The 22,472-nt window shown below is 60.0% G+C and carries 34 protein-coding genes and 1 pseudogene; 32 read left to right on the forward strand and 3 right to left on the reverse strand.

The window, feature by feature from the left end; all coding sequences use genetic code 11:
* Positions 1 to 3 precede the first annotated feature (3 nt).
* Both V7660_RS10475 and V7660_RS10480 read right to left on the reverse strand, forming a co-directional pair.
* The gene (locus V7660_RS10475; RefSeq protein WP_335602988.1) at positions 4 to 168 is read right to left on the reverse strand and encodes a hypothetical protein; all 165 of its coding nucleotides are present in this window, start codon (positions 166 to 168) and stop codon (positions 4 to 6) included.
* Between the two features lie 120 nt (positions 169 to 288).
* Positions 289 to 624 (reverse strand): hypothetical protein, encoded by a 336-nt coding sequence (locus V7660_RS10480; RefSeq protein ID WP_335602989.1) that lies wholly within the window; start codon positions 622 to 624, stop codon positions 289 to 291.
* A gap of 73 nt (positions 625 to 697) precedes the next feature.
* Between V7660_RS10480 and V7660_RS10485 the strand changes: the two genes are divergently transcribed.
* The 32 genes and pseudogenes from V7660_RS10485 (at position 698) to V7660_RS10640 (ending at position 22,251) form a co-directional block, all read left to right on the forward strand.
* Positions 698 to 931 carry a hypothetical protein gene (locus V7660_RS10485; RefSeq protein WP_335602990.1) on the forward strand — a complete coding sequence of 78 codons (234 nt, stop codon included), beginning with the start codon at positions 698 to 700 and terminating at the stop codon, positions 929 to 931.
* 466 nt (positions 932 to 1,397) lie between these two features.
* Positions 1,398 to 1,607 carry a hypothetical protein gene (locus V7660_RS10490; RefSeq protein ID WP_335602991.1) on the forward strand — a complete coding sequence of 70 codons (210 nt, stop codon included), beginning with the start codon at positions 1,398 to 1,400 and terminating at the stop codon, positions 1,605 to 1,607.
* Positions 1,604 to 1,747: a hypothetical protein gene (locus tag V7660_RS10495; protein ID WP_335602992.1), complete on the forward strand. Its 144-nt coding sequence runs from the start codon at positions 1,604 to 1,606 to the stop codon at positions 1,745 to 1,747. Before V7660_RS10490 ends, V7660_RS10495 begins: the two co-directional genes overlap by 4 nt.
* The gene (locus V7660_RS10500) at positions 1,747 to 2,112 is read left to right on the forward strand and encodes a hypothetical protein (protein ID WP_335602993.1); all 366 of its coding nucleotides are present in this window, start codon (positions 1,747 to 1,749) and stop codon (positions 2,110 to 2,112) included. Before V7660_RS10495 ends, V7660_RS10500 begins: the two co-directional genes overlap by 1 nt.
* 1 nt (position 2,113) lies before the next feature.
* Positions 2,114 to 2,305, forward strand: a pseudogene (locus V7660_RS10505) (DNA cytosine methyltransferase); the annotation flags it as partial.
* A gap of 59 nt (positions 2,306 to 2,364) precedes the next feature.
* Positions 2,365 to 2,718: a hypothetical protein gene (locus V7660_RS10510; protein WP_335602995.1), complete on the forward strand. Its 354-nt coding sequence runs from the start codon at positions 2,365 to 2,367 to the stop codon at positions 2,716 to 2,718.
* Position 2,719: 1 nt separating this feature from the next.
* The gene (locus V7660_RS10515) at positions 2,720 to 3,214 is read left to right on the forward strand and encodes a hypothetical protein (RefSeq protein WP_335602996.1); all 495 of its coding nucleotides are present in this window, start codon (positions 2,720 to 2,722) and stop codon (positions 3,212 to 3,214) included.
* 265 nt (positions 3,215 to 3,479) lie between these two features.
* Positions 3,480 to 3,944 (forward strand): hypothetical protein, encoded by a 465-nt coding sequence (locus V7660_RS10520; RefSeq protein WP_335602997.1) that lies wholly within the window; start codon positions 3,480 to 3,482, stop codon positions 3,942 to 3,944.
* A gap of 64 nt (positions 3,945 to 4,008) precedes the next feature.
* Positions 4,009 to 4,503 carry a hypothetical protein gene (locus V7660_RS10525; protein WP_335602998.1) on the forward strand — a complete coding sequence of 165 codons (495 nt, stop codon included), beginning with the start codon at positions 4,009 to 4,011 and terminating at the stop codon, positions 4,501 to 4,503.
* Positions 4,500 to 5,384, forward strand: coding sequence for a hypothetical protein (locus V7660_RS10530; RefSeq protein ID WP_335602999.1), 885 nt, complete (start codon positions 4,500 to 4,502; stop codon positions 5,382 to 5,384). Before V7660_RS10525 ends, V7660_RS10530 begins: the two co-directional genes overlap by 4 nt.
* Positions 5,359 to 5,718 carry a hypothetical protein gene (locus V7660_RS10535; RefSeq protein WP_335603000.1) on the forward strand — a complete coding sequence of 120 codons (360 nt, stop codon included), beginning with the start codon at positions 5,359 to 5,361 and terminating at the stop codon, positions 5,716 to 5,718. Before V7660_RS10530 ends, V7660_RS10535 begins: the two co-directional genes overlap by 26 nt.
* A 3-nt stretch (positions 5,719 to 5,721) precedes the next feature.
* A complete protein-coding gene (locus tag V7660_RS10540) occupies positions 5,722 to 6,033 on the forward strand; it encodes a hypothetical protein (RefSeq protein ID WP_335603001.1) in 312 nt (103 codons plus the stop codon).
* Positions 6,030 to 6,248 carry a hypothetical protein gene (locus tag V7660_RS10545; protein WP_335603002.1) on the forward strand — a complete coding sequence of 73 codons (219 nt, stop codon included), beginning with the start codon at positions 6,030 to 6,032 and terminating at the stop codon, positions 6,246 to 6,248. The genes V7660_RS10540 and V7660_RS10545 overlap by 4 nt, the downstream gene beginning before the upstream one ends.
* Positions 6,245 to 6,763: a hypothetical protein gene (locus V7660_RS10550; RefSeq protein ID WP_335603003.1), complete on the forward strand. Its 519-nt coding sequence runs from the start codon at positions 6,245 to 6,247 to the stop codon at positions 6,761 to 6,763. The genes V7660_RS10545 and V7660_RS10550 overlap by 4 nt, the downstream gene beginning before the upstream one ends.
* 468 nt (positions 6,764 to 7,231) lie before the next feature.
* Positions 7,232 to 7,507, forward strand: coding sequence for a hypothetical protein (locus tag V7660_RS10555; protein WP_335603004.1), 276 nt, complete (start codon positions 7,232 to 7,234; stop codon positions 7,505 to 7,507).
* Between the two features lie 297 nt (positions 7,508 to 7,804).
* Entirely contained in the window at positions 7,805 to 8,071 is a 267-nt protein-coding gene (locus V7660_RS10560; RefSeq protein ID WP_335603005.1) for a hypothetical protein, read from the forward strand.
* Positions 8,068 to 8,427 carry a hypothetical protein gene (locus V7660_RS10565; protein ID WP_335603006.1) on the forward strand — a complete coding sequence of 120 codons (360 nt, stop codon included), beginning with the start codon at positions 8,068 to 8,070 and terminating at the stop codon, positions 8,425 to 8,427. Before V7660_RS10560 ends, V7660_RS10565 begins: the two co-directional genes overlap by 4 nt.
* Positions 8,427 to 8,633, forward strand: coding sequence for a hypothetical protein (locus V7660_RS10570; RefSeq protein WP_335603007.1), 207 nt, complete (start codon positions 8,427 to 8,429; stop codon positions 8,631 to 8,633). Before V7660_RS10565 ends, V7660_RS10570 begins: the two co-directional genes overlap by 1 nt.
* Before the next feature lie 507 nt (positions 8,634 to 9,140).
* Positions 9,141 to 9,434 (forward strand): hypothetical protein, encoded by a 294-nt coding sequence (locus V7660_RS10575; RefSeq protein ID WP_335603008.1) that lies wholly within the window; start codon positions 9,141 to 9,143, stop codon positions 9,432 to 9,434.
* Positions 9,406 to 10,782, forward strand: coding sequence for a PBSX family phage terminase large subunit (locus V7660_RS10580; RefSeq protein ID WP_335603009.1), 1,377 nt, complete (start codon positions 9,406 to 9,408; stop codon positions 10,780 to 10,782). The genes V7660_RS10575 and V7660_RS10580 overlap by 29 nt, the downstream gene beginning before the upstream one ends.
* Positions 10,782 to 12,986: a hypothetical protein gene (locus tag V7660_RS10585; RefSeq protein WP_335603010.1), complete on the forward strand. Its 2,205-nt coding sequence runs from the start codon at positions 10,782 to 10,784 to the stop codon at positions 12,984 to 12,986. Before V7660_RS10580 ends, V7660_RS10585 begins: the two co-directional genes overlap by 1 nt.
* Positions 12,970 to 13,299 (forward strand): hypothetical protein, encoded by a 330-nt coding sequence (locus tag V7660_RS10590; protein WP_335603011.1) that lies wholly within the window; start codon positions 12,970 to 12,972, stop codon positions 13,297 to 13,299. The genes V7660_RS10585 and V7660_RS10590 overlap by 17 nt, the downstream gene beginning before the upstream one ends.
* Positions 13,292 to 13,651 carry a hypothetical protein gene (locus V7660_RS10595; protein WP_335603012.1) on the forward strand — a complete coding sequence of 120 codons (360 nt, stop codon included), beginning with the start codon at positions 13,292 to 13,294 and terminating at the stop codon, positions 13,649 to 13,651. Before V7660_RS10590 ends, V7660_RS10595 begins: the two co-directional genes overlap by 8 nt.
* 29 nt (positions 13,652 to 13,680) lie before the next feature.
* On the forward strand, positions 13,681 to 14,751 hold the full coding sequence (locus V7660_RS10600) for a hypothetical protein (RefSeq protein WP_335603013.1): 1,071 nt from the start codon (positions 13,681 to 13,683) through the stop codon (positions 14,749 to 14,751).
* 28 nt (positions 14,752 to 14,779) lie between these two features.
* On the forward strand, positions 14,780 to 15,787 hold the full coding sequence (locus tag V7660_RS10605) for a phage major capsid protein (protein ID WP_335603014.1): 1,008 nt from the start codon (positions 14,780 to 14,782) through the stop codon (positions 15,785 to 15,787).
* A 12-nt stretch (positions 15,788 to 15,799) separates the two neighbouring features.
* Entirely contained in the window at positions 15,800 to 16,294 is a 495-nt protein-coding gene (locus V7660_RS10610; protein ID WP_335603015.1) for a hypothetical protein, read from the forward strand.
* Positions 16,295 to 16,363: 69 nt separating this feature from the next.
* Positions 16,364 to 17,104: a hypothetical protein gene (locus V7660_RS10615; protein ID WP_335603016.1), complete on the forward strand. Its 741-nt coding sequence runs from the start codon at positions 16,364 to 16,366 to the stop codon at positions 17,102 to 17,104.
* Complete coding sequence (locus V7660_RS10620; RefSeq protein ID WP_335603017.1) at positions 17,101 to 17,802, forward strand: phage adaptor protein; 702 nt, start codon at positions 17,101 to 17,103, stop codon at positions 17,800 to 17,802. The genes V7660_RS10615 and V7660_RS10620 overlap by 4 nt, the downstream gene beginning before the upstream one ends.
* Positions 17,803 to 17,834: 32 nt before the next feature.
* Positions 17,835 to 19,397: a hypothetical protein gene (locus V7660_RS10625; protein ID WP_335603018.1), complete on the forward strand. Its 1,563-nt coding sequence runs from the start codon at positions 17,835 to 17,837 to the stop codon at positions 19,395 to 19,397.
* Complete coding sequence (locus V7660_RS10630; protein ID WP_335603019.1) at positions 19,394 to 19,864, forward strand: GNAT family protein; 471 nt, start codon at positions 19,394 to 19,396, stop codon at positions 19,862 to 19,864. Before V7660_RS10625 ends, V7660_RS10630 begins: the two co-directional genes overlap by 4 nt.
* A complete protein-coding gene (locus tag V7660_RS10635; protein WP_335603020.1) occupies positions 19,833 to 21,014 on the forward strand; it encodes a hypothetical protein in 1,182 nt (393 codons plus the stop codon). Before V7660_RS10630 ends, V7660_RS10635 begins: the two co-directional genes overlap by 32 nt.
* A 1-nt stretch (position 21,015) precedes the next feature.
* The gene (locus V7660_RS10640; RefSeq protein WP_335603021.1) at positions 21,016 to 22,251 is read left to right on the forward strand and encodes a hypothetical protein; all 1,236 of its coding nucleotides are present in this window, start codon (positions 21,016 to 21,018) and stop codon (positions 22,249 to 22,251) included.
* Here the strand turns inward: V7660_RS10640 and V7660_RS10645 are convergent.
* Positions 22,220 to 22,465 (reverse strand): hypothetical protein, encoded by a 246-nt coding sequence (locus tag V7660_RS10645; protein ID WP_335603022.1) that lies wholly within the window; start codon positions 22,463 to 22,465, stop codon positions 22,220 to 22,222. The genes V7660_RS10640 and V7660_RS10645 overlap by 32 nt on opposite strands.
* Positions 22,466 to 22,472 lie beyond the last annotated feature (7 nt).

Raw genomic sequence — 22,472 nt, forward strand, 5'->3', positions numbered from 1 at the left:
CCCCTATGCCCAAAACAGACGCTCAAGCGTCCGGTCATTGTTGACGCGGTAAAGTTTGGCGGGACCTGCACTCATGTAGCTTTTGGAGATGCGAATGACCCGGCCCGTGATGTCCTTCAGGACGTAGTCTCCGGGCTGGGCGGTGGCTGGGGCGATGGAGTTGATCATGTGCGTCTTCCTCTGTTCGATGAGGAGACCATAGCGAATTGCTATTATGCTGTCCATAGCGAATTGCTATTTTTTTGCGTAAGAGTGCGCTTTCATAGCAAATTGTACAGATTGCGGGTGTTACTTGCGCTCGGCTACGAACCTGGCGAAGTCGGCAACCTCGCGCCGCTTCTCTGGGGTGAGGCGCTTCAAGGTGACGTCATCGACAATGCCTTCGATGGAAGTCATCGGGCCTTCGCCGGTCAGGAGCCACTGAACGCTTACTGCGTACTTTTTAGAGTATAGCAGCAACTGCTCTGGGTTGACGCCCCTTCTTCCGGCTTCCTGATCCCGCACGCTCTGGACGTGCACCTTGGGCCGTGCGTCTGCTGCGCTTTGCGCGGACTCATACCCGGCGGCAATACGCGCCTCTCTCAAGCGCGCGCCAATGATGCGGTCGAACTCTTTCTCTGCCATGCCGCCCCATTACCACCAAAAAACATAGCGGTGCGCTATTGCCTCAAAGATAGCTATTTGCTATGCAATGATTATGACACACCGGACACATGCAGAGATACTCGCCGATTTAGGCAAGACCTATGCCGAACAGGCTACCGCTATTGGCTTTGGGTGCAAAGACCATCAGGTCCGCGATTGGGTGCGCCGCAAAGGCATTCCCCGCGAGTGGCTGCAGCCGGTTGCTGATGCTCATCCAGACGCAACCCTGAAGGACTTGCTGGCGACAGTTACCGTCAGGCCAGAAGAAGAGAAGGGGGTCGCATAATGTCAGGCCCTCAAGCGTGTCACATTGGGACAGGGGTCCGCATTGCTCACATCTTGGGCGGCCTCTTCGATATCAGCAACTGCCTGAAGGATTCGCAGCGCAACAACCTTCGCCGCAGCGGGTGTGAGAGCGTAGCTTTTCCCCGTCTCCACGATGGTCATGCCATCCGATCCGTAAGCCGTAGTGCTGACGCGCACCATACCACGCTCAGCCCTAACGTTCCCAGCCGTTTCGATGTACTCCATTGCGTCCCTCACTTCTTGTTCCGTATTTGTTCTTTAGGAGTAGTTTCCTATTTTGTAAATCGGAAGTTTCCCATCGCCCCCGTGGCGAGCCGTCACGAAACCGTAATAATTAACCAAGTTCAAGGCTTGACATACCATTGGTACGCGAAATTCGCCGTACTGACACGCACTCTCAATCCCGCCCGTCAATACGGGAAACTACGTATGCGGGGGAGGGGGTGATGGGACCGTATACGGCAGCTGTCATCGTTGGCCTTGGGGTCTGTGCGGTTCTCGCGCTGCTCTGCATCTGTGTGACCGCCACGCTCTGGCACAAGCGCAAGATCATCGAACGCTGCGATCATGAGTGGGGAAGGTGGAAGGGTGAATACTCAAACGGCTCAGTGATCGAGAAAGAGATATGCCGGAAATGCGGGGTGTCGAACCGATGACCCTCCTCCATTTCCTCCGCTTCACCTTCCCCTCTGAACAGCTGCGCAAGTCTCTCTTGATCCTGGTCCTGTCAGCGGCGCTCTGGATCGGGATTTCCGCCCTGTGCTGGGCCGTCCTGCGGTTCATGGGAGGGGCGTGATGCCGATCAATCCCGAACGCATGAAGCTCTATCCCGGTGGCTCCATTCACTCGAAGGAATGGAAGGCTATCAGGGAGGACATTCTCGACCGCGCTGATCACGCCTGTGAGGGAACACCGCAGCATCCGGATTGCGAAGCCGTGAACTACGAGCCGCATCCTGAGACCGGCTCCAAGGTCATTCTCACCATAGCGCACATGGACTGGGACGAAACCAATAACGATCACGACAATCTGAAGGCCCTCTGCCAGCGCTGCCACAATAAGTGGGATGCGCCTCAGCGTCAGAAGAATGCCGCCAAAACCCGCCGCCGGAAGTCCGATCAGATCGATCTGGAAGACTGGCTCGAAACGGCAGGCCACTGACATGAACCGGGGGACAGAGACACCGCTGAGAGTCCTGGTTGCCTGCGAGTATTCCGGGCGCGTGCGGGATGCCTTCATTCGCGCCGGCCATGACGCCCTGTCCTGTGACCTTCTGCCAACCGAAGTTGCCGGACCCCACCACCAGGGCGACGTGACGGAGCTGCTTGGCGATGGCTGGGATCTGATGGTTGCGCTCTGGATCGGGATTTCCGCCCTGTGCTGGGCCGTCCTGCGGTTCATGGGAGGGGCGTGATGCGGCTTTATTCGATCTGGCACACAGAACTTCAGAAGTTCTACAAGGGCGATGACTGGAATGGTCGGCACTATTGGTCCGGCACTCCCCGCTATTGGCAAACCATCGACGGCATCAAGAAAAACCTCCTTCGCCTTGGCAGCGAATACAGGGGCGAAACGTCGTACAGTGATGGCCCGTGGGCTGATGATGAAGACGTGTATGGCTTCAAGCGGTACGCGAATTTCGACATCAGCAAGCTCGCTGCAATCGAGATTATTGTAACCGATGTCGCCGTGCTTGGGGAGACCCGCGTTTCCCCGGCGTCCCTGTTCGATGAGTCCGTCCCGCCCCTCGAAACGGCAGGCCACTGACATGAACCGGGGGACAGAGACAGACCGGATACCTTCTGCTGACGAGCGCCGTTGCCCGGCCTGTCCTGCGATCTATCCGATAGGATCTGACCAGTGGGGCATTCTCCGCCAGCGGTTCAATGGAAAGCAGTGCGCGTGCAAGGCGTGCTGTGCGCGGTTGAATGCCCCGACCCGATATCCAGACGTTCCCGGATCAAAGACCGGCGGCGCGTCTGCTGAGGCGGCCCGCAAGATGGAGCGGTTTGCCCAAACGCTGGACTATCAACTGCTCCTGTACCTTAGCGCAAATGGCCCTGTCGCGCCAGATGATTACGCCAAGATCAAGGGTCTCGACGTCCTGAATGCCCGCCCGATTTTCAGCCGGTGCAAGGCGCGTGGCCATGTCGAGAAACTGGCCGCTGACGCGAAATCCAAGCTCAAGAACTCAGCCCATTATTACGGCCTGACCCCAGCCGGGCGGGCCGTCACTCAGACGATAGAAGGAGAAGTAGCGTGATAGATACGAATTGCCCAATTTGTCGAGGTGAGGGCTGGGTTTGTGAAAACCACCCCCGCAAACCGTGGCGTGATGAGGATGGCTGCACATGTGGTGCTGGCGCCCCTTGCAAGCTTTGCAATAGTGGAAACCCGAAAGTCGCGCCCGATATGCCGCCCGGAACCACTTCGCTCGACCTGTCGGAGTAACCCATGACCCGCTGCACCCGCCCTAACTGCGAGCACACAGCATCACCGGCCGTCACTCAGCAACAAGGAGAAGCGGCATGAGTACGTTCAAAGAAACGTTCAATGTTGAGGACTGGACGCCACCAAAGGGCAGAGGCTGGCGCGGGCCCAGCATTTTCAGAGACGAGCGCGGGCGGCGGCTTAGCCTGTTTTCACACCATGAGCCGTGGTCGATCACCTGGAGGCGCTTCACTCAGATTGAGCCGCAAAAATACAGGTATTTCCGGCGGCGATGGTTTGCCTTTTATCGAGACGAACATCTCAATGGCAGCGGGAAAATCCAGTTTGCGTTCCTGCGCCTATGGGTGCTGAGCTACCATTGGCAGCAGCATATGCGGTATCCGCCCGCCCCGGTCTGCACGATCTGCAACAACCGCATTGACCCTGACGGTGGTGGCAATTGGTGCGGGAATATCATGGTCAAGCGCGGTTGCGCCATGCCTGAGCCCGACGACAAGCGCGCTGTCTATGCGAAATGGGAATCTGAGCGAGGCCTCTCATGACCCGCTGCACCCGCCCCAACCATCGCCACCCAACTCTCAAAAACAAACAGGGGGTATATTGCTGATGGCCTATCACAGCATCGAAGAAAAGCGCGCCCGCGTCCGCCGAGCTTGGGCGTCTGCGGAGGCCGGCAACACGATCCGCGCCTTTGCCCGCTCTGAGGGTATCTCACAGGCTCGCGCATCTGTCTGGCTGAAAGAATACCCAGATCTGCACGCGGCATTCCTCTCTGTTCCGCACAAGCGCTCCTTGCCGGAAGAAAAGGCCATGCGGCGCGCATATCGCATCGCTGAGGCGAAGATATTCAAGCGCACAATGGCCTCAGTAGCGCGGCTGGAGGGCGTGTCGGGTGTCGCGATCCATAACTGGGCCAAAAACCACGAAGACGAAGTCTGGGAAGCCCGACTGGACATTATGCGCGGGATTACCTGGCACGAGAAAACATACGCCCCTCTGGTCGATGCTGTGAAGTTCGGTGAAGGCAATCTCCGCCTCCCATCCAACCCAAAGCGCGCCCTCGCTGACATGCAGGCAGAGCTGGAAAGGGGGCAGGGATGAGCCGTTTTGCAGCAGTACCAACAGCGGCTCTCGATGATCCGCGCATCGAGGCCATGCATATTCGCGTCCTGACCTCGCTTTGCAGCTTTGCAGACAAGGATGGCTGGTGTCGGGTCGGGCAAGACAAGATCGCACTCAGGGCCCGGACAAACAAGGCGCGCGTGTCCAGCTCGATCTCTGATCTGGCCAAATGGGGATGGGTGAACAAGAAGCGCATCGGGAAGATGAAGGCGAACGTCTACCAGGTCATCATGGACCGGAAAATTGATGTAGCAATTCCGATGCCGGATGAAGAGTGTTTTGCTGAGACGGCAAATCACATTGATTGCCAAGAGAGCAAATCACAGTTGCCAGATGAGCAAATCACAGTTGCTGAGACGGCAAATCCAATAGGAACACCGTTCTCTAACACCGTTTCTAACACCGTTGTTGGCGCGCAAGGTGCGCTCCCCATCGACACACCCGAACAGCCAAAACGCAAAGCTGCCCCTAGGGGCGCGGCTCGTGGACAACGCATTTCTGAAAACTGGGCACCATCCCCCGCAGACTACGCCTTTGCCTCCGGGCAGGGCCTTGATCGTCAGGAGATCAATCATGAGCATGGACAATTCCGGGACCACTGGGTTTCGGCCACTGGCAAAAATTCTGCCAAGCGAGACTGGTCAGCCGCGTGGCGCACCTGGATCCGAAACACCGTCAAATGGCGGGCTGAGCGTGCAGCCAAAGGAAATCATCGCCCGCACACCGCAGGACAATCTCGCGGCGGCGGTCTCGCGGCTGCAGGCCTGCGGCGTGTCGGTGAGTCACGAGGTTACGGGGAGCCGCTTTCCGAAGAACGGGGGATGGGAGCCGGTTATGTCATTGACCGTGAAGCTAGCTGACCAGATCGACAGCGACCGCGCCAAGTCCATCCTTGCTGGCCTGTCTGGTCCGGCGCCGGCTGGAAAGATCACTGAATGGCTGACCGTGTGCGCTGTCCTGACAGCCAGCCCGCGTGATGACGACATGACCAGCGACCTGAAGCTGAAAGCCTTTGAGGCCCAACTTGCCAAGTATCCCGGCGACATTGTGCGCCATGTGCTGGCGATGTGGCCGGACAAGAACAAGTGGTTTCCGACGTGGGCGGAGCTGAAATCTGAAATTGAGCGTCTGGAGGGCATCCGCCCGCAGATCATCGACCGGGTGCAGGAGCGCCTGAACCAACAGGGGGACTAAACCATGACGATCCTATCAACACCGATCACAAGGGCCTGCGAGTTCGCTGGCGTACCGCTGGAGACCATCATGACGCCGTGCAAGCGTAAGCCTTGGGTCCGGGCGCGCTGGGCGTTCTGGTATCACCTGGTGATTGTTGAGGGCTGGAGCCTTCCGCGTGCTGCCCGGCGGGTGAAGTACGATCACACGACGGTTCTGTACGGCCTTCGCCGGTATGCCGCTGAAGCGCTAGGGACGGACATGAAGTTCACCCTCGCAGAAATCCGCTCTGCCGCACAGGCCCCCCTGCTTAAGCTGATGGAGACTGCAGCATGACAGTTGATGAACTTGCCAAAATTGAAGCGCTGTTGAGCCGAGCAAGAAGCGGGGTTCTAGACGGAGAGAACTTCTCCGTTTCGATGGCTCGCCAGCAGGCGTCGGACGCATTCGCGCCGCTCATCTACGACGGACATCAGCCGGAGATTCCAGAGCAAATGATCGCCCATATCCGTGAACTGCGCGCAAAACTTGGAATGGAGAATCCCCAATGAAACATTGGTATGCATTTTCTTGCCGCGCCGACCGCACAGAAGCGGCTGCCAATCGTCTCGGGGAACTCATGGACTGTGACGCCTTCGCTGTGTGCCAGACGCTTCGCAAGCGCCCCCCTCGCAAGCCAGCCCGCACGGTGACAGAGTGCGTGTTGAAGTCCTACATCTTCGCAGGCTTTGACGAAGCGCCGAACTTCCTGGCGATCGAGCACATGCCCGGCCCCCGAATTTACCCGATCAGCTTTGCCGGCGCAATCAAGCCGCTGAATGGCATGGCGGATCTGAAATGGATCACGGGCCAGCTTCCGAAGCCCTTGCATCGCCACTACGACATTCCCCGCCTGAGAGGCCAGCACACATGGACCGCGGGCGATCATGTCGAGGTGGAGAACATCGGTCAGGTCGAGGTTGAATCCGTTGACGGCAATCATCTGCGTCTTGCCTTGCGGTTGCTGGGCCGTCCGGTGATAATGCGGGCAGAGGATGCGCAGTTGGCTTTGCGGAGGGTGGCGTGAATTTTCCGGACGAATACTCGATGGAACTGCTACGGCTCGTGCAGGAGCAAAACAGCGTCATCTACCGCATGACTTTGCGAGACCGCCCTTACCTCGGCAAGCGGTTCTTTGAGTGGCCTGACGATGGGATGGGGCGCCGGTCGAGGATGCGGAAACGTCGCCGGGCCAAGCGTTGACAGCCACACCAAATCACCTGATAAGGGAACCAGTTCACCGAGGACGTGCTAGATGCTTCGCCCGGTGCGAGGGGCTGGAACACCGCGAGCGCGATCACCAGACCCCAAGTGCGAAGCCATTCCTGAAATCAGAGCAAGCAGCGGCGCCTCCGGTTCGTCCCCCCGATTCCATGCCCGTTGCAAGCGAGCCCCCGGCGCTGATCTCCTTGATTGTGTCGGGGGCGTCTCTGACCTGAATCTGCATGGTGCAGATAGGCCGCTGCGGCGGTCGCTTTTGACCAAGGAGACTATCATGAAGGTCGAATACAGAGTGCGCGAGATCAAGCGCTTCATCATTACCCGCTATCACGAGATAGAGGATGTGGGTAGCGTTGAATCCAAGGGCACCTACGACAACGAGCAGACAGCATATGACGTGGCTTATGCCCTCTGCAAGGAAGAACACGGACGAGCTGGTACGCCGCCGGATGATCCGAACTTCCAGTACCCGATGCACCCAGAAACATCCCGCGTCGTCGATCACTCTGCCGATTTGGCGGGCCTTGCTCGTGGAAGTCGCGTAGAGTAGAATCCAGTTGCTTCGGCGGTTGCGCCTGACGGTACTTGAGTTCGAATGTGAGACCATCAGGTGTTTGGAGCACGGCCCGTCACTTTCACGAGTGGCGGGCTTTCTCATAGGGTGAGGCGTTACTCTCGTGGCGTCTTACCATAAACTGCCTGCGGCACTTCCAGACCATACCCTGTGTCGCAGGCTCTTTTTCCCCATTGGTATCCAGCCGGACAGCCGACACACTGCTTAGCAATGTACGTTCAAATGAGGCGGCATACTGGCTGGATTCCCATGCGGAAATGAAAGGAAGTCGACATGACAGATGATATGGAACTGGATGGCCAAAGCGTCCCCGCTGATGCGGAGATTCTGGAGGCGGTCACTAAGGCCCGCGCCCTTTACGATGCGCTGAAGGCCGCAACGGAAAAATACGATCAAGCGAACCGTGACTACATGGCCGCCCAGGCCGTAGTGATCGGCCTGCTTCGTGGATCGAGTGAAAGCGGTCTCGAACGCTATGCGGGTCTCGGTGGCGGATATGCTGGCCCAAGGGCCGGTCGTGTGCTGGGTGGCCCCTCATGAAATACGAAGTCAAAGGCCTGACCAGCTACGGCGTCTACGATGGCGACCGTCTGCTCACGACCTATGAAAACGAAAAGACGGCCACGCTTGTCGCTGAGGCGCTGAATGAAGAGGCGGGGCGCGTGGATGAGGCGGTATTGTCCGCATATCGCAGCGTGGAGCCCGAGCGCGTTCCCGGTGTGGATCACACGCCACGTCCCCCTTTGGGGGCCAAAGCTTCCGACCCGGCATGGTGTCTGGGCAACGCCGCCTCGAACCCGGATCGCGTACAAGCCCAGGCTGATCTGAATGCCTCCTACACGACGCTTGAGGAAATCACCCTCACCAACGGACACGCCCCACAGGAGACTGACTAATGGCTGAAATCAAAACCCCCGACATTTCGCTCACTGGCGTGGGCAATGTCCTGTTCGGCCTCGCGGCCGCTTTCCTGGTAGACAACATCGCTCTTGATGGCGTTGTCACCAGTGCGCTCCCTGATGTGGTGGTCGGCTTTGTCGGCTTCGTCATCTTTGCCGGCGTCGCGCTCTATGGCTACAAGCAGGCCAAGAAGCTGAACTGATGCTCTGGCTAATTGTAGGCATCCTCATCTGCGGGGCTCATGTGGTCATGAACGCCGTTGGCTGTAGATCCATGATCCGCTCGGCTAAGGCTGCTGCGCGAATGCAGCGCCTCGCTGAAGGCTGGGACTGATGCTCTGGGGCGTTGTCGGTCTGGCCTTCACGGCCTTCCTCTGCCTCGCCATGTGGCTTGTCCTCTCAAGGGGCAATATCGGTGACTAGCATCGCCCAACACACCGCTCTAACCCTCATTGCCGCTGAAGCGCTTTGTATTGCCCTGTCTGCCATCAGGTGGGCGTGGGAGGATTTCAGGTAGATGCATAGCGCAGCGGGTTCGTCCAAAGCCTGAAACACAACTCACACTAGAAACGAATAGCGATATTCACGGGCGGAGACTTTCGCGCCCTGCAAAACACAACCCCAAGTAATGATTATCATCCAACACCGCTCAAACCGGGGAGGATTCTCAATGAATAATAATCAAACCATTCAAAATGCATGGCGGCCTCATGCCTAGAGGCGGAAAACGTGAAGGCGCAGGCCGCAAGAAGGGATCTGTTGCACCTGCCACCAAGCTTTTGAAGGACGCCATTCTCGAGGCGGCCGCAGCTGTCGGGAGCGATGACAAAGGCAAGGGCAAGCTCGTGGGCTATCTGACTGAGCGTGCCAAGGACCAGCCGGTGGCTTTCATGAGCATGCTCGGCAGGGTGATGCCAATGCAGGTGACTGGCCCGGAAGACGACGAAGGCAATTACCAGGAGATCAGGGTCAGCTTTGTCGGTTCTGGAAGTAACCCTAGCTGAGGCTTTCCGCCCGCTTTACCAGCCCGCTCGTTACAAGGCCGCGCATGGTGGACGCGGTGGCGGCAAGAGCCATGACAGGGCCGAGGCACTTATCCTCGTCTGCCGTGCCAAGCGGACGCGCGCCGTGTGTATTCGTGAGGTTCAGAACTCGATCCGGGATTCGGTCCGCCAGCTCCTGATCGACAAGATACGGAAATTCCACCTCGGCAATTTCTTTGAGGTCACCAACACGGAGATCCGCGGCGCCAATGGATCGCTGATCGTGTTCCGGGGCATGCAGGCCTACAATGCGGAGAACATCAAATCCCTTGAAGACTTCGATGTGGCATGGGTGGAAGAGGCGCAGACACTCAGTGAGAAATCGCTCAGGCTGTTGCGCCCGACGCTTCGCAAGGAAGGCTCTGAACTCTGGTTCACATGGAACCCGCGCTACGAGACAGATCCTGTGGATGCGCTGTTCCGGGGCGCCATGCCTCCGAAGGACAGCATTCTCGTCAGCGTCGGACTGGATGACAATCCCTGGGCCACAAAGGTGCTGCGAGATGAGCGGGATGAGGACTTTGCTCGTGATCCCGAAATGGCGCGGCATGTCTGGGGCGGTGATTACGAGATCGTCAGTGAGGGCGCCTATTATGCGCGCCTGCTGGCCAAGGCAGACGATGAAGGGCGGATTGGCGACTTCCCGCATGATCCGAAGCTTCCCGTCCGGACGGCGTGGGACATTGGCGTCGATGACTACACGGCGATCTGGTTCATTCAGGATGACGGACTCTGGCACACGGTCGTGGACTATTACGAGGTGAGCGGATTGGGGGCTGAGGACATAGTGCGCAATTCGATGCCGGAGCTTGTGCCTGACCTTCAGGAGCGGGTCGAGACACGCATGGCGCTGGGCCGGGCTGATCCTTACAAGTACGCGGTGCATTACCTGCCGCATGATGTGAAGAACCGGGAATGGGGCGCTGGTGCAAGGTCGCGGGTGGAAATCCTTGCCGGCCTTGGCGTGAAGCCGATCCAGAAGGGCGCGGCGGTCGGGCCGGAAGAGCGGATCAATGCGACGCGGGCCTTGTTGCCGTTCCTGCGCTTCAACCGGACGAGCCGCGTGATGCTGGGGGTGCAAAGACTGCGCCGTTACGCGCGCAAACTGAACGAAACCGGCGTGACCCCGATCTATATGGGGCCGCTGCATGATGACAATTCGCACGGTGCGGACGCTTTTGGGGAATACGCGGTCAATCGCGGTGCCCACATCGTCGCCAAGCCGGAAGAGAAGCCGAAACAGCCACGGGGAACGGTTGTGCTTGAGGGTGCACCGAAGCCGCCGAGCCGCAAGCGCATAAGGGTGTAATGCAACAAGACCACGGCGATATGAACAAGGCGGAAGAACCGACCGGCGAACTTGAAGCGAGTGCCAAGGATTGGTGCGACATGCTCAAGGATGCCGAGAAGTCGTTTTCGACCTGGCATGACAAGTGCGACAACATCGCCAAGCTGTATGCGGACCTGAAGCGGCTTGCCGGAGAGACGACCGAGCGGGAAATGAAGCTGTTCTGGGCGAATGTCGAGGTGCTGAAGCCCACGATCTACGCCCGTCCGCCGCAGCCTGTGGTGAAGGTGCGCCATTCGATCCGCAAGCCTGTGCCCCGTGCTGCTGCGATCATGGTCGAGCGCTGCCTGGCAACCAATTTCGACCTGCGGGACATTCACTCGACCCTGCTGGAGGCGCGGGATGATCTGGCCCTGTTCGGACGGGGCGCAACATGGGTGCGCTACAAGACCGAAGGACAGGTCGTTGAGCCTGATCCGAACACATTGCAGGACGGGGAAGGGCAGGACGAGCCGGAAGTCGAGGGCTTCGAGGAATACACCTGCTACGATCATGTGAACCGCAAGGAGTTCCTGCACGAGCCTGTCAGGACATGGCGGGAAGTCGGCTGGGTGGCACGGGCAAGCTGGCTGACGGCAAAGGAAGGCAAGCGCCGGTTCGGCAAGCAGTGGACGGGCATCACCTACACCAAGGACAACAAGGACACGGCCGAAGAGTACAAGGTCGACAAGAAGGCGAAGGTCTGGGAGATCTGGCACAAGGGCCGCAATACGGTGGTCTGGGTGCATGAGGGCTGCGATCATGTGCTGGACGAGCGCGAGCCGTGGCTGAACCTTGAGGGCTTCTTCCCGTGCCCGAAGCCTGCCTATGCGACGCGAGAGCCTGAAAGCCTGATCCCGGTTCCGGACTTCCTGTTCTACAAGGACCAGATCGAGGAAGTAAACGAGTATACCGAGCGGATTTCTGCCCTGGCAGAGGGGCTGCGGCTCAAGGGCTTCTACTCGGCAGGCGGCGAAGACATAGGCAACGCGGTCGAGACGGCGCTACAGCAGACGGACAATAATGCGGTCATGATCCCGGTGCCGAGCGTTGCGGCGATGGGTCAGGGCATGAAGGACTCGATTGTCTGGATGCCGATCCGTGAGGTGGCCGAGACAATCACCTCCCTGATCCAGTTGCGCAAGCAGGTGATCGAGGACATTTACCAAATCAGCGGCATTTCCGACATCATGCGCGGAGAAACGCAGGCCAGCGAGACGGCCACGGCGCAGAACATCAAGGCGCAATATGGCTCGGTCCGGGTCAAGGAACGCCAGAACGAGATGATCCGGCTGGCGGACCAGATGATGCGCATCGACGGCGAGATCATGTCGGAGAACTTCCAGCCCGAGACGCTGATGTCCATGTCGCAGATGGAGAACGTCTTGCCGATGCAGGTGCTTGAGCAGCACAAGCAGATGACCATGCAGCACCAGCAGGCCGCACAGATGGCGCAGCAAGGCCAGCAGCAGCCCCCACAGCCGGGCCAGCCGCCTCAGCCAGCCCCGCAGGTGCCGCCGCCCCCTCCGCCGCTTCCACGCGACGCTGTGAGCCAGGAGGAAGTGTTTGCGCTGCTGCGTAACGAGAAGATGCGTCCGTTCATCCTCCAGACGGCTTCGGATTCCACGGTGCAGCCGAATGAGGACGCCGAGAAGCAACGCCGCAACGAGTACGCGCAAGCGGTTGGCGGCCTGTTCGCGCAGGCCGGGCCTGTGGTTCAGTCCTTCCCGCCAGCCGGCGCCCTGTTTGGCGAAATGCTGAAATTCGTATCCGGTGCCTATCGGGCCGGTCGGGAGATGGAGAGCGTCATCGACGACTTCACCGACCAGATGATGGAGATGGCGAAAGCACCGAAGGATGAAGGGCCGAGCCCGGAGCAGATCAAGGCGCAGGCCGAGACGAAGCGCATGGAAATGCAGCAGCAGATCGACGGCCAGAAGGCGCAGGTTGAGGGCCAGAAGATGATGATGGAGGCCAAGACCGCGCAGATGGAAGCCGCCAACAAGCAGCGTGAAATGCAGATGCAGGGCGCAATGGACCAGATGCGGATGGCGCATGAGCAGCAGATGGCCGGGATGACCGAGCGCCTGAAGGAAATGGACATTACCATCAAGGAACTGGCCGTAGAGGCCGCCAGGGCCAAACCGAAACCGAATGGGAGTGCGAGCCATGAGCGACGAACCTGAGACTGATGATTTCAACCCGGACGAAGTTGTGCCCATCGAGGACGTGAATGCGGAGGGTGTGTTGCCGGTGGAGGATGTGCCGGTCACAGAGCCTGCCTTGCTTCGTTTCCGGTGCGGCCTGACCGTTGCGGGCATCAATCTCGTGATTGACGAGGAAGAGCGCAAACGCATGGGCCTGCTCGATTATCCGTGGGGTGAGGCCATGAAGCAGGAAATGCGTCTGGCTGCGGCCACGCCGTCTGATCTCAAGGGCGCACGGGAGGCGATTGTGGAAGTCGCCCGCAAGGCGCGTGGAGGGGATGGGCGTGCGTGAACGCTTCTGCAAGTGCTGCAAGGGCTGGCATGAACTCGACGCCTGGCCGCACAACTGCATGCCGGAGCGGCTTGGCCAGCGGTCTGATCTCGCGGCCCCGATGCTGATCCGTGACAATATCGAGCCTGTGCGGTCGATGCTCGACGGCCAGCTCTACGATTCCAAATCCACCCTTCGCGCCACCTACAAGCAGGCAGGCGTGGTCGAGGTGGGCAATGACAGCTCCTACACCCAGCCCGACGCGATCAAACCGCGCACGGCTGCCAGTGAGAAGGCCTTGAAACAGGCCATCAAGAAAGACCGCGAAGCCGCTGTTGGCAAAGCGCTCAGCCGGGCCGGTCTCGGCGCCTAGAATCCACATTCCCTCAGACGGAGACACGCATGACTGATGAAACCGCCACGGCGGATGCCGAGCCCATTGCCGAAACGATTGAAGTCGCGGAGCCATCCACGGCACGCGGATCGATCGACAGCGCCTTTGATAGTGTTTTTGGCAGCGAAGGCGATGAAGACACGCCTGCCCCGGAGGGAGAGGCGGCTGAATTAACAGAAGCCGCTGCGCCCCGTGAGGATGGCCGGGACGCGCAAGGCAGGTTCAAGGCGAAGGAGACCGCAGATAACGCGCCGGAAGTCGCGGAGGACGCCGACAAGCCGGAAGCGGAGCCAGCCGCCGTGCAGGGCCATGAAGCCCCGCCAGAGCGCTTTTCCCCGGCCGCGAAGGAGGCATGGGCGCAGGCCCCGGAAACGGTCCGCGCCGAAGTTCACCGCGCCGTCACCGAGCTTCAGCAGGGCCTCGACAAGTACAAGGCCGATTCCGACAACTGGAACGAGATTTCCGAGTTCAAGACGCTTGCCGACCAGCATGGCGTGAACATGAAGGACATGATGACCAATTATGTCACGGCCGATCAGCGGCTGGGGAAGGATCTGGTTGGCGGTCTCGATCACATCGCCCAGCAATACGGCTATTCCCTGCGGCAGATTGCCGAACATGTTCTGGGCCAGCCCGTTGACCAGCAGCAAGGCCAGCAGGATCAGGTGATCCGGGAGCTTCGCGCCGAGATAGGGCAGCTGAAGCAGCAGGTCTCCGGCGTCAACGAGAATTTTGCCACCCATCAGCGGACCAGCATTGACAGCATGGTCACAGGATTTGCCTCGGAAAACCCGAGGTTCACAGAATTGCAGCCGGTCATCGCGGAGATGATCCAGACCGGGTTTGCAAAGGGCGACACACCGGAAGCGCGTCTGAAAGACGCCTATGAGAAGGCGGACCGGCTCAACCCCGCGCCGAAAGCTCCGGACGTTCCCACCCCCGCCAAGAGTGCTCAGACCACCATTGGCAACCTTTCCGTAACCGGCGCGCCCGGTGCAGGCTCAAACCCTGCCACCCGCAAGCCGGCCGCTTCGACCCGTGATGCATTGGACCGTGCGTTCGATGTGGCGGGTCTCTGACATCCACACAAATCAGGGAGTCCACTAGATGGCACTCGTATCAGACGAAAGGCTCCAGGAAGCCTTTTCCCTGGCGCTTGAGGATCGGTCAAAGGGGTATGCAGACCTCGTATCGAACTCGAACGCCATCCTGTACACCATGCGTCAGCGCAACCAGTTCAAGCCCTTTTCCGGGCCGAGCATTCGTGAGCGCCTGCTGTACAATGAAGGAGGGACTTACACCCGCTATAGCGGATATCAGTACCTCAACCCTGCGCCGGCCGAGCTGTTCAACGACGCCGAGTTCACCGCAAAGCTGGCCGCCGTTTCGGTCACGCTCTCGGGTGAGGACATCCTCAAGAACTCCGGCAAGAACCAGCTCAAGGACATCATGGAGGAGCATATCTCCGCAGCCGAGACCGAACTGGTCGACCGGTTTGTCGAAGATCTGCACTCCGATGGTACGGCGTCCAACCAGATTGGCGGGCTCCAGCTGGCCATTCCGACGACGGTAAACTCCGGCATTTATGGCGGCATTGACCGTTCTGCAAATGCCGTGTGGCAGACGTCGAGCTATGATGCCCATTCTGCGTTCAGCGGCATCACGCAGGTCACGTCCTCGACCGTGAAGACCATCTTCGACAACATCATGATCGAACGGTCTCGCGGCAACAAGGGGCCGAACCTGATCTGTGCGTCCCAGCAGCACTACATTGCCTATACCGGCGCCCTCGACTCGATCCAGCGGATCAATGACGAGAACGGCATGGGCAAGCTGGGCTTCACGTCGCTCAAATACTATGGCGGCGGCAAGTCTGTGGACGTTGTGCTTGAGGGCGGGATCGGATCGGCCATGCCGGACAATGTGTCCTACTTCATCGACACGTCCGCGCTCCGGTTCCGGTATCACCCGGATCGCAATTTCGTGAAGTTTGGCGGGAAGCAACGCCCGATCAACCAGGATGCAATGGTCCAGCACATCGGTTTCTACGGAAACCTGACGCTGAACAATCCGCTGCACATGGCCAAACTCTATGACTCCAACACTGGCTCATAAGGAGATTTGATCATGGCTGATTGGACCCCTGCCGATAACATCCTTATCGGACAGAACATCGATGAGACGTCGACCACGCAAAAGCACGTGCTGGGCGACATCGTGAAAATGAAGCACGCGACCTATGGGGTGGGTGAGTTCATCTATCTCAAGGGGCTCGACACAACGGCGGTCGGCTCGGTTGTCACCTACAATTCCGACGACTATTCGACCACGCTGGCGGTTGCCAATGCGGTCGGGCCGGTGGCGACTTCCATGTCCGCCAATGTGACCGACTCCTACGGGTGGTATCAGATTGGCGGCAAGGGCGTGGCCAAGGTGCTCGCCAGCTTCGCTGACAATGCGGACTGCTACCTGACGGCCACGGCTGGCTCCATTGATGATGCAGACGTCGCCGGGGATTACATCCGCGGCATGAAAGGCGCCTCTGCCATCGACACGCCGTCCACAGGGCTCGCGGAAGTCGAATTGTGGCGGCCCCAGGTCGCTGACGGCAAGGATAACTAGCCGCACTGACCGGGGCGGGACTGATCTCGCCCCGGTTCCCCTTTCACATTCCCTCAGACGGAGACCTCAATGTCAGACGACCATCGCCCTCATTTGCACGTCACCTTCTTCTCGAAAGAGCAGGAAGACCCCGCCGCCATGACCGCCGCTCAGGAAGCCGGAGCATGGGACGGCATCCCGATCTTCAAGGACGTCGAGTTCGTCCGGATCAAGATCGTGGGAGACCCGAAGACCGAACTGGTCGCCCCGGCCAATGACCCGACGACCGATCCGGAAACCCGCCAGCGCATGACCTACAAGGATCGGTTCCCGCGCCATTACGAGGCGTTCAAGGCCGGTCAGGAGACGATTGACGGTACGCCGCTGGCTGAATTGCCGGGCATCACGGCCTCCCGCATCGCCAATTTCAAGGCCCGCAATGTCCACTCCATCGAATCTCTCGCCATGCTGGATGGTGAAGCCCTGAAAGGGCTCGGCATGGGCGCCCGTGAAATGAAGAACCAGGCTCAGGCATGGCTCGACAATGCCCGCTCCGGCGCACCCGGACAGGCGGCAAAGGAGAACGCCGACCTGAAGGCCCGGCTTGAAGAGATGAAGGCAAAGCTGGACGCCCTGTCGACCGGCAAGCCGGATGCTCCTGCCAAGGAGGAAGACACCGTTCAGGGCGGCGAGTTCGACGGCTTCGACCGGGCCATGCTGCGACAATACCTGAAGGAGAATGACCAGCCCCCGAAAGGCAATCCGTCCCTCCAGACCCTTCTGGGTATGGCTCAGGAAGTCTCGGACGCCAAGGGCCGGGTTGACGCATGACCGTCCTGTCCGTCACGCGCGAGGCCTGCACTCAGGGCATCGCCCTTGAGCAGCCCACCTTGCTGATCGGCTCCACCACGCGCGAAGTGGTGGAGCTGGCCGGGCTCGTGCAGGATGTGGCGGACATGATCGCCCGGAGTTTCGAGTGGCAGGAGCTGAATGCGATTGCGACGATCACGGGAGATGGCGCGACCGAGGATTTTGACCTGCCGGCAGACTATGACCGGATGCTGAAGAAGTCACAGCTCTGGTCCTCGTCTCTGGAGACCCCGCTGAGCCCGATCAGTGGCCGGGACAAATGGCTGGGTCTGGACGTTCAGAGCTTCGATTTCGTCATCAATGCGTGGATCATCTATGGCGGCCAGATCCATGTAAAGCCTGCGCTTGCCACCGGAGTGACCGCGAAATACTGGTATCAGTCGAACAAGAAGGTGGTTGCGACCGACGGCACGACCACCAAGGCAAGTTTCACGGCGGATTCGGACGTGTTCCGCCTCGATGAGCAATTGCTGAAATACGGCCTGATCTGGCGCTGGCGGTCCATGAAGGGCCTGCCTTATGCCGAAGACCTTGCGACCTATGGACGGCGGCTTGAGCAACTGGCCTCCGACGACAAGGGCAGCCGCATGATCCGGATCGGGAGAAGCCGCTTCTCGCAGGACCTGACAGTCGCCTATCCGCAGAGCATCACCGGATGAGGGTTGCCCTGCAGCCGAAATCGAGAGGCGCAATGGACCCCCGGCCCCGGCGGGCACGGGCCAAGACGTTTGCAGCGCCTGTCCGGGGCCTTGTCACCAATCAGAATTTGTCTGTCGGGCTCGATCAGGCGGCGCTGGTTCTCGACAACTGGTTCCCGACACAGACAGGCATTCGCCTGCGGGGCGGCACCTTGAGGCATGCCACGATTGGCACGGACCCGGTCCTGTCGATGTGGAATTATGTCTCCGGCAATGTCGACAAGCTGTTTGCGGCGGATGCGGGCAACATCTTCGATGTGACGGCCCCGGCGGACCCCGAAGTGGCGCCCACGGCGGATGTGACCGGCCTGAGCGGCGGAGACTGGACCTTCGTGCAGTTCGAGACGGCAGGCGGGGATTATCTTGTCGGCGTCAACGGAATGGACACGCCCCGGCAATATGACGGATCAAGCTGGGCTTCATCCACCATGTCAGCCTCCGGGCTCACGACCTCCAATCTCAGCCATGTCTGGACGTTCAAGGAGCGCCTCTACTTTGTCGAGGACGGCACCATGTCGTTCTGGTATCTGAGCACCGGCGCGATCACCGGAACGCCGGTAGAGTTTTCCCTGGCGGGCGTCTTCAACAAGGGCGGCTCGCTGATGTTTGGCGGCACATGGTCGCTCGATGCCGGGGACGGCGTGGATGATCTCTGCGTCCTTGTCAGCACGCTCGGCGAAGTTGCCGTCTATCAGGGCACCGATCCCTCGAATGCCAGCACATGGTCGCTTGTGGGCCGCTATGACATTGCCCCGCCACTGGGCAAGCGCGCTGTGGAAAAGGCGGGCGGGGACCTGCTGATTGCCACGGAAGAGGGGATCATCCCGATTTCGATGGCGGTCTCGAAGGACCCGGCGGCGCTGTCCCTGTCGGCTGTGACACGTACCATCGAACCGGACTGGCTGGACGAGGTGCGCGACCGGCGCACCCTGCCGTGGACCCTCAAGAAATGGCCCCGGCAGAACATGCTTGTCGTGGGCATGCCGTCTCCCGGCCCCGGCATCGAGTCGCGGACCTTCGTTGCCAATCTGGAGACCGGGGGATGGTGCCGGTTCACCGGCGCGACATGGGATGTGCGCAGCCAGACCGTTCTGGAAGGGGTGCATTATGTCGGCGGGGCCGATGGCGTGATCTACCAGACCGAAAGCACAGGCTCCGACAATGGCTCAAACTATACGAGCGTCTGCGTTCCGCATTTCTCTCATCTCGGCGTGCGCGGCCCCATCAAATCGGTCAATCTCGTGCGCCCGACCTATCGCGGCGCAAAGGCGTTCATCGACAAGGTGTCCATGTCGGTGAACTACACAATCAGCCTTCCCCCTGCGCCGTCCTCCGTTGCGGATTCCAGCGATGATGAATGGGATAGCGGGCTTTGGGATGAAGCGGTTTGGGACGCAACAGGCTCAACAGTCATCCGCAGTCAGTGGCGCGCGGTTGCAACGGCCGGGTTCGTGGTCGCCCCACAGGTCCAGATCACCAGCGGTGTGACGCCCAAGCCGGATGCGGAACTGATGAGCATCGATGTGATGTATGAGATTGGCGAGGTGGTGGTGTGAAACTGCTGTATGGCCATTCGGCGGAGGTCGAGCGGTTCGTGGCCCGGCAGGTGCCGCGCTGCGCTGAAGGGTTCGGCCCCTGTCAGGCGATCGGGGTCATCACCGGCGATGGCCAGCTGGTAGCGGGCTGGGTCTGGCACAATTGGGACCGGCCTGCCGGAATTATCGAGTTCAGCGGGGCCGCGATTACCCCCCGCTGGATGACCCGTCATATCCTGCACGAGCTGTTCGCATATGCGTTCGAGGTCGCTGGCTGCCAGATGATCGTCACCCGCAACAGCATCCACAACACCCGCCTTCACAGGCAACTCAAAGTGTTCGGGTTCGACCGTTTCGACATTCCCCGCCTGTTTGGCCGGGATGAAGACGCGGTGGTCTGGACCCTGACCGAAGAGCAATGGCGGTCGGGGAAATTCTACACGAAAGAGGCAAAGCATGTCGAAACCAAAAGCGCCGAAGCCGCCTGATCCCCAAGCCACAGCGGCGGCGCAGACCGGGACCAATGTGTCCACGGCCATTGCAAACTCGCAAATGGGCATGGTCAACCAGCAAGGCCCTGACGGCTCCCTGACCTACAGCCAGAGCGGAAGCCATAGCTGGCGCGATCCCTCGACCGGGCAATATTACACGGTGCCGCAATACACCGCGACGACGACGCTGTCCCCGGAAGCGCAGGCAATCCGCGACCAGACCAACCAGGCCGACCTCAACCTTGCCACGCTGGCTTCGAACCAGTCCGGCCGGGCAGATGACTTGCTGTCCTCCCCGATGAGCCTGAACGGCCTGCCCGCAGCGGCGGATCGCAGCGGCATGGCCCCGGTCAATTACAGCGCCGGCCCGAATGCCCCGCAATACTCCACGCAAGGCACGGCCATGCCGCAGGTCACGGACCTAGCGACCGGCTATGAAAATGATTTCGGCGCCCAGAAGGATGAAGTCCAGAAGGCCCTGATGGGCCAGATCAACGAGCAGCGCGACCGGGACATGGAGGGCCTGCGCACGCAATTGGCCAACCAGGGCGTCGGGATCGGCACGGAAGCCTATTCCCGCGCCGTGGACGATTTCAACCGCTCGAATGACAATGCCCGGACACAGGCGCTTCTCGCTGCCGGTCAGGAACAGTCCCGGCTGGTCAATCTGGCACGGGATGAGGCGACGTTCGGCAACACCGCCACGAACCAGAACAACCAGAACCAGATGGCGCTCTACAGCCTTGGCGAAGACCAGCGCCGTTATGGCGATGCCATGAAGGGTCAGAGCTTTTCGGACCAGATGGCACTCACGGGCCGGGAGGACGCCAACCAGAACGCCAATTTCAACCAGCAGCAGGTCATCGCGGAGGGGCAGGACAATTCGCGTTCACGGGCAATGCAGGAGCAATTTGCGCTGCGCAACCAGCCCATCAACGAGATCACGGCGCTGCTGTCGGGTTCGCAGGTCTCCACGCCGCAATTCTCCATGACCCAGCCCTCGCAGATCCCGACCACGGATTATGCCGGGCTGATGCAGCAGGGATATGCGAACGACATTGCGAACTACCAGAACAAGATGGCGCCGTGGAATCAGGCCGTCGGAGGCCTGTTCAATCTCGGCTCGGCCGCACTGATCGGAGGCTGATATGGCAACATCTCCTTACACCGGGTATCAGGGCTATGGCGGGATTACGGATGCCCTGCTCGGCAAGAAAAAGAAGGGCCCGGCAGAAGCCTATGCGCAAGGCATGGGCCTGTCCCCGGACCTTGCCGCGCTGCAAGGCAATGTGGCCAGCACCCGCGAAATTGCAGACCTGCTGACCGACCGGGCGATGAACCGGGAGAGCACGAATCTCGTCTCCGGGGCTGCGCAGCTTGGCGAAGCCCTGCTGGCCCGGCGCGCGCGCAAGAAGGCAGACACGGCAGAGGCCGACTATGCGGGGCAGGCCGACGCCGGACGTCAGGCCATGATCGACGCCCTGCTTGGCGCGGGTCAATATACGCCCCAGCAGGAAGCGCTCGTCCGCATGGGTGCACCGGGCGCGCAGGAAGCGATCACAGATCAGGCGTTTGCGGTTCCGGAGACGCCTGAATATTACGCGCCTGTGCCGACCGACAGTGGCTTCGCCCAGTTCAGCAAGGACGGCAGCGACCCGCGCCAGTTCGAGGGGATGGCGCCTGCGCAGGATCCAACCAAGTATTCGTTTGAGCAGATCGGGGAAGAAATCTACGCTATCGATCCAACCAATCCAGAAAACAGGATGCTGGTCGGGGCGGCTCCCAAGAAGACCCCGCTGGCCACGACAACGATCAACATGCCGGACGACAAGCGGGAGAGCTCCTTTGCGGTTGAGGTGGGTAAGAACGCCGCGAACAATCTGAACACCATTCTGGAAGAGGGGAAGGTCGCCAACAATTCCATCGCCAAGGCTGACATGATGGAATCCCTGCTGGACGAAATCGACTACACAGGCTTTGGCGGCAATACGCTTCTGGCGTCCCAGCGCGTCCTGAAGGCGCTCGGCATCGAGACAGGTGATGACATTGGCGCGAAAGAGGCCGTGTCAGCCCTGACGAAGGAGATGGGCCTTGCGCTCAAGCAGGACCTGCCCGGCCCAATGTCCAACGCCGACCGTGAGTTCCTCATGAGCATTCCGCCGGGCATCAATGTCACGGACGCAGGCAATGATGCCTTGCTGTTCATGTACCGGGCTCGCAACCAGTATGCCTCCGAACTCTCCAACTACATGTATGAGGTGAACCCGCGCAGCGAGCAGGAATACAATGACGCTGTTCGGAAGTTCAACATGGAATATGGCGCGATCTTCTCGGACGAGGACAAGCGCGACCTTATGGCTGCTCTGACGGGAACGTCTCCGTAAGGAAGCCCTCGATTGTCTCAATCCGGTAGTCTTGGCGCTCAATCGTTCGCCACATCACAATGCAAGCGATAATCGCTGCTATTGAAAACAACCCCGCGAAGGCTGGAAACAGCAGGCGCTGATCTACGCGCCGTTCGATCTCTTCTGCCCATTCGTGCGGATTATCGATGCGCTCCCGCATCCGCTTCAAACGCTGCTTTTCGACCAATCCCATGAGGCCC

The organism is Hyphomonas sp. (assembly GCF_036964145.1).
GTDB lineage: Bacteria > Pseudomonadota > Alphaproteobacteria > Caulobacterales > Hyphomonadaceae > Hyphomonas.

Coding starts and splice junctions, on each gene's coding strand:
- V7660_RS10485 (WP_335602990.1), top strand. CDS start 698: ATGACACACCGGACACATGCAGAGATACTCGCCGATTTAGGCAAGACC.
- V7660_RS10490 (WP_335602991.1), top strand. CDS start 1,398: ATGGGACCGTATACGGCAGCTGTCATCGTTGGCCTTGGGGTCTGTGCG.
- V7660_RS10545 (WP_335603002.1), top strand. CDS start 6,030: ATGACAGTTGATGAACTTGCCAAAATTGAAGCGCTGTTGAGCCGAGCA.
- V7660_RS10555 (WP_335603004.1), top strand. CDS start 7,232: ATGAAGGTCGAATACAGAGTGCGCGAGATCAAGCGCTTCATCATTACC.
- V7660_RS10560 (WP_335603005.1), top strand. CDS start 7,805: ATGACAGATGATATGGAACTGGATGGCCAAAGCGTCCCCGCTGATGCG.
- V7660_RS10535 (WP_335603000.1), top strand. CDS start 5,359: ATGTCATTGACCGTGAAGCTAGCTGACCAGATCGACAGCGACCGCGCC.
- V7660_RS10570 (WP_335603007.1), top strand. CDS start 8,427: ATGGCTGAAATCAAAACCCCCGACATTTCGCTCACTGGCGTGGGCAAT.
- V7660_RS10585 (WP_335603010.1), top strand. CDS start 10,782: ATGCAACAAGACCACGGCGATATGAACAAGGCGGAAGAACCGACCGGC.
- V7660_RS10565 (WP_335603006.1), top strand. CDS start 8,068: ATGAAATACGAAGTCAAAGGCCTGACCAGCTACGGCGTCTACGATGGC.
- V7660_RS10600 (WP_335603013.1), top strand. CDS start 13,681: ATGACTGATGAAACCGCCACGGCGGATGCCGAGCCCATTGCCGAAACG.
- V7660_RS10605 (WP_335603014.1), top strand. CDS start 14,780: ATGGCACTCGTATCAGACGAAAGGCTCCAGGAAGCCTTTTCCCTGGCG.
- V7660_RS10500 (WP_335602993.1), top strand. CDS start 1,747: ATGCCGATCAATCCCGAACGCATGAAGCTCTATCCCGGTGGCTCCATT.
- V7660_RS10510 (WP_335602995.1), top strand. CDS start 2,365: ATGCGGCTTTATTCGATCTGGCACACAGAACTTCAGAAGTTCTACAAG.
- V7660_RS10520 (WP_335602997.1), top strand. CDS start 3,480: ATGAGTACGTTCAAAGAAACGTTCAATGTTGAGGACTGGACGCCACCA.
- V7660_RS10550 (WP_335603003.1), top strand. CDS start 6,245: ATGAAACATTGGTATGCATTTTCTTGCCGCGCCGACCGCACAGAAGCG.
- V7660_RS10525 (WP_335602998.1), top strand. CDS start 4,009: ATGGCCTATCACAGCATCGAAGAAAAGCGCGCCCGCGTCCGCCGAGCT.
- V7660_RS10640 (WP_335603021.1), top strand. CDS start 21,016: ATGGCAACATCTCCTTACACCGGGTATCAGGGCTATGGCGGGATTACG.
- V7660_RS10515 (WP_335602996.1), top strand. CDS start 2,720: ATGAACCGGGGGACAGAGACAGACCGGATACCTTCTGCTGACGAGCGC.
- V7660_RS10635 (WP_335603020.1), top strand. CDS start 19,833: ATGTCGAAACCAAAAGCGCCGAAGCCGCCTGATCCCCAAGCCACAGCG.
- V7660_RS10480 (WP_335602989.1), bottom strand. CDS start 624: ATGGCAGAGAAAGAGTTCGACCGCATCATTGGCGCGCGCTTGAGAGAG.
- V7660_RS10610 (WP_335603015.1), top strand. CDS start 15,800: ATGGCTGATTGGACCCCTGCCGATAACATCCTTATCGGACAGAACATC.
- V7660_RS10645 (WP_335603022.1), bottom strand. CDS start 22,465: ATGGGATTGGTCGAAAAGCAGCGTTTGAAGCGGATGCGGGAGCGCATC.
- V7660_RS10615 (WP_335603016.1), top strand. CDS start 16,364: ATGTCAGACGACCATCGCCCTCATTTGCACGTCACCTTCTTCTCGAAA.
- V7660_RS10590 (WP_335603011.1), top strand. CDS start 12,970: ATGAGCGACGAACCTGAGACTGATGATTTCAACCCGGACGAAGTTGTG.
- V7660_RS10475 (WP_335602988.1), bottom strand. CDS start 168: ATGATCAACTCCATCGCCCCAGCCACCGCCCAGCCCGGAGACTACGTC.
- V7660_RS10540 (WP_335603001.1), top strand. CDS start 5,722: ATGACGATCCTATCAACACCGATCACAAGGGCCTGCGAGTTCGCTGGC.
- V7660_RS10625 (WP_335603018.1), top strand. CDS start 17,835: ATGGACCCCCGGCCCCGGCGGGCACGGGCCAAGACGTTTGCAGCGCCT.
- V7660_RS10495 (WP_335602992.1), top strand. CDS start 1,604: ATGACCCTCCTCCATTTCCTCCGCTTCACCTTCCCCTCTGAACAGCTG.
- V7660_RS10575 (WP_335603008.1), top strand. CDS start 9,141: ATGCCTAGAGGCGGAAAACGTGAAGGCGCAGGCCGCAAGAAGGGATCT.
- V7660_RS10530 (WP_335602999.1), top strand. CDS start 4,500: ATGAGCCGTTTTGCAGCAGTACCAACAGCGGCTCTCGATGATCCGCGC.
- V7660_RS10620 (WP_335603017.1), top strand. CDS start 17,101: ATGACCGTCCTGTCCGTCACGCGCGAGGCCTGCACTCAGGGCATCGCC.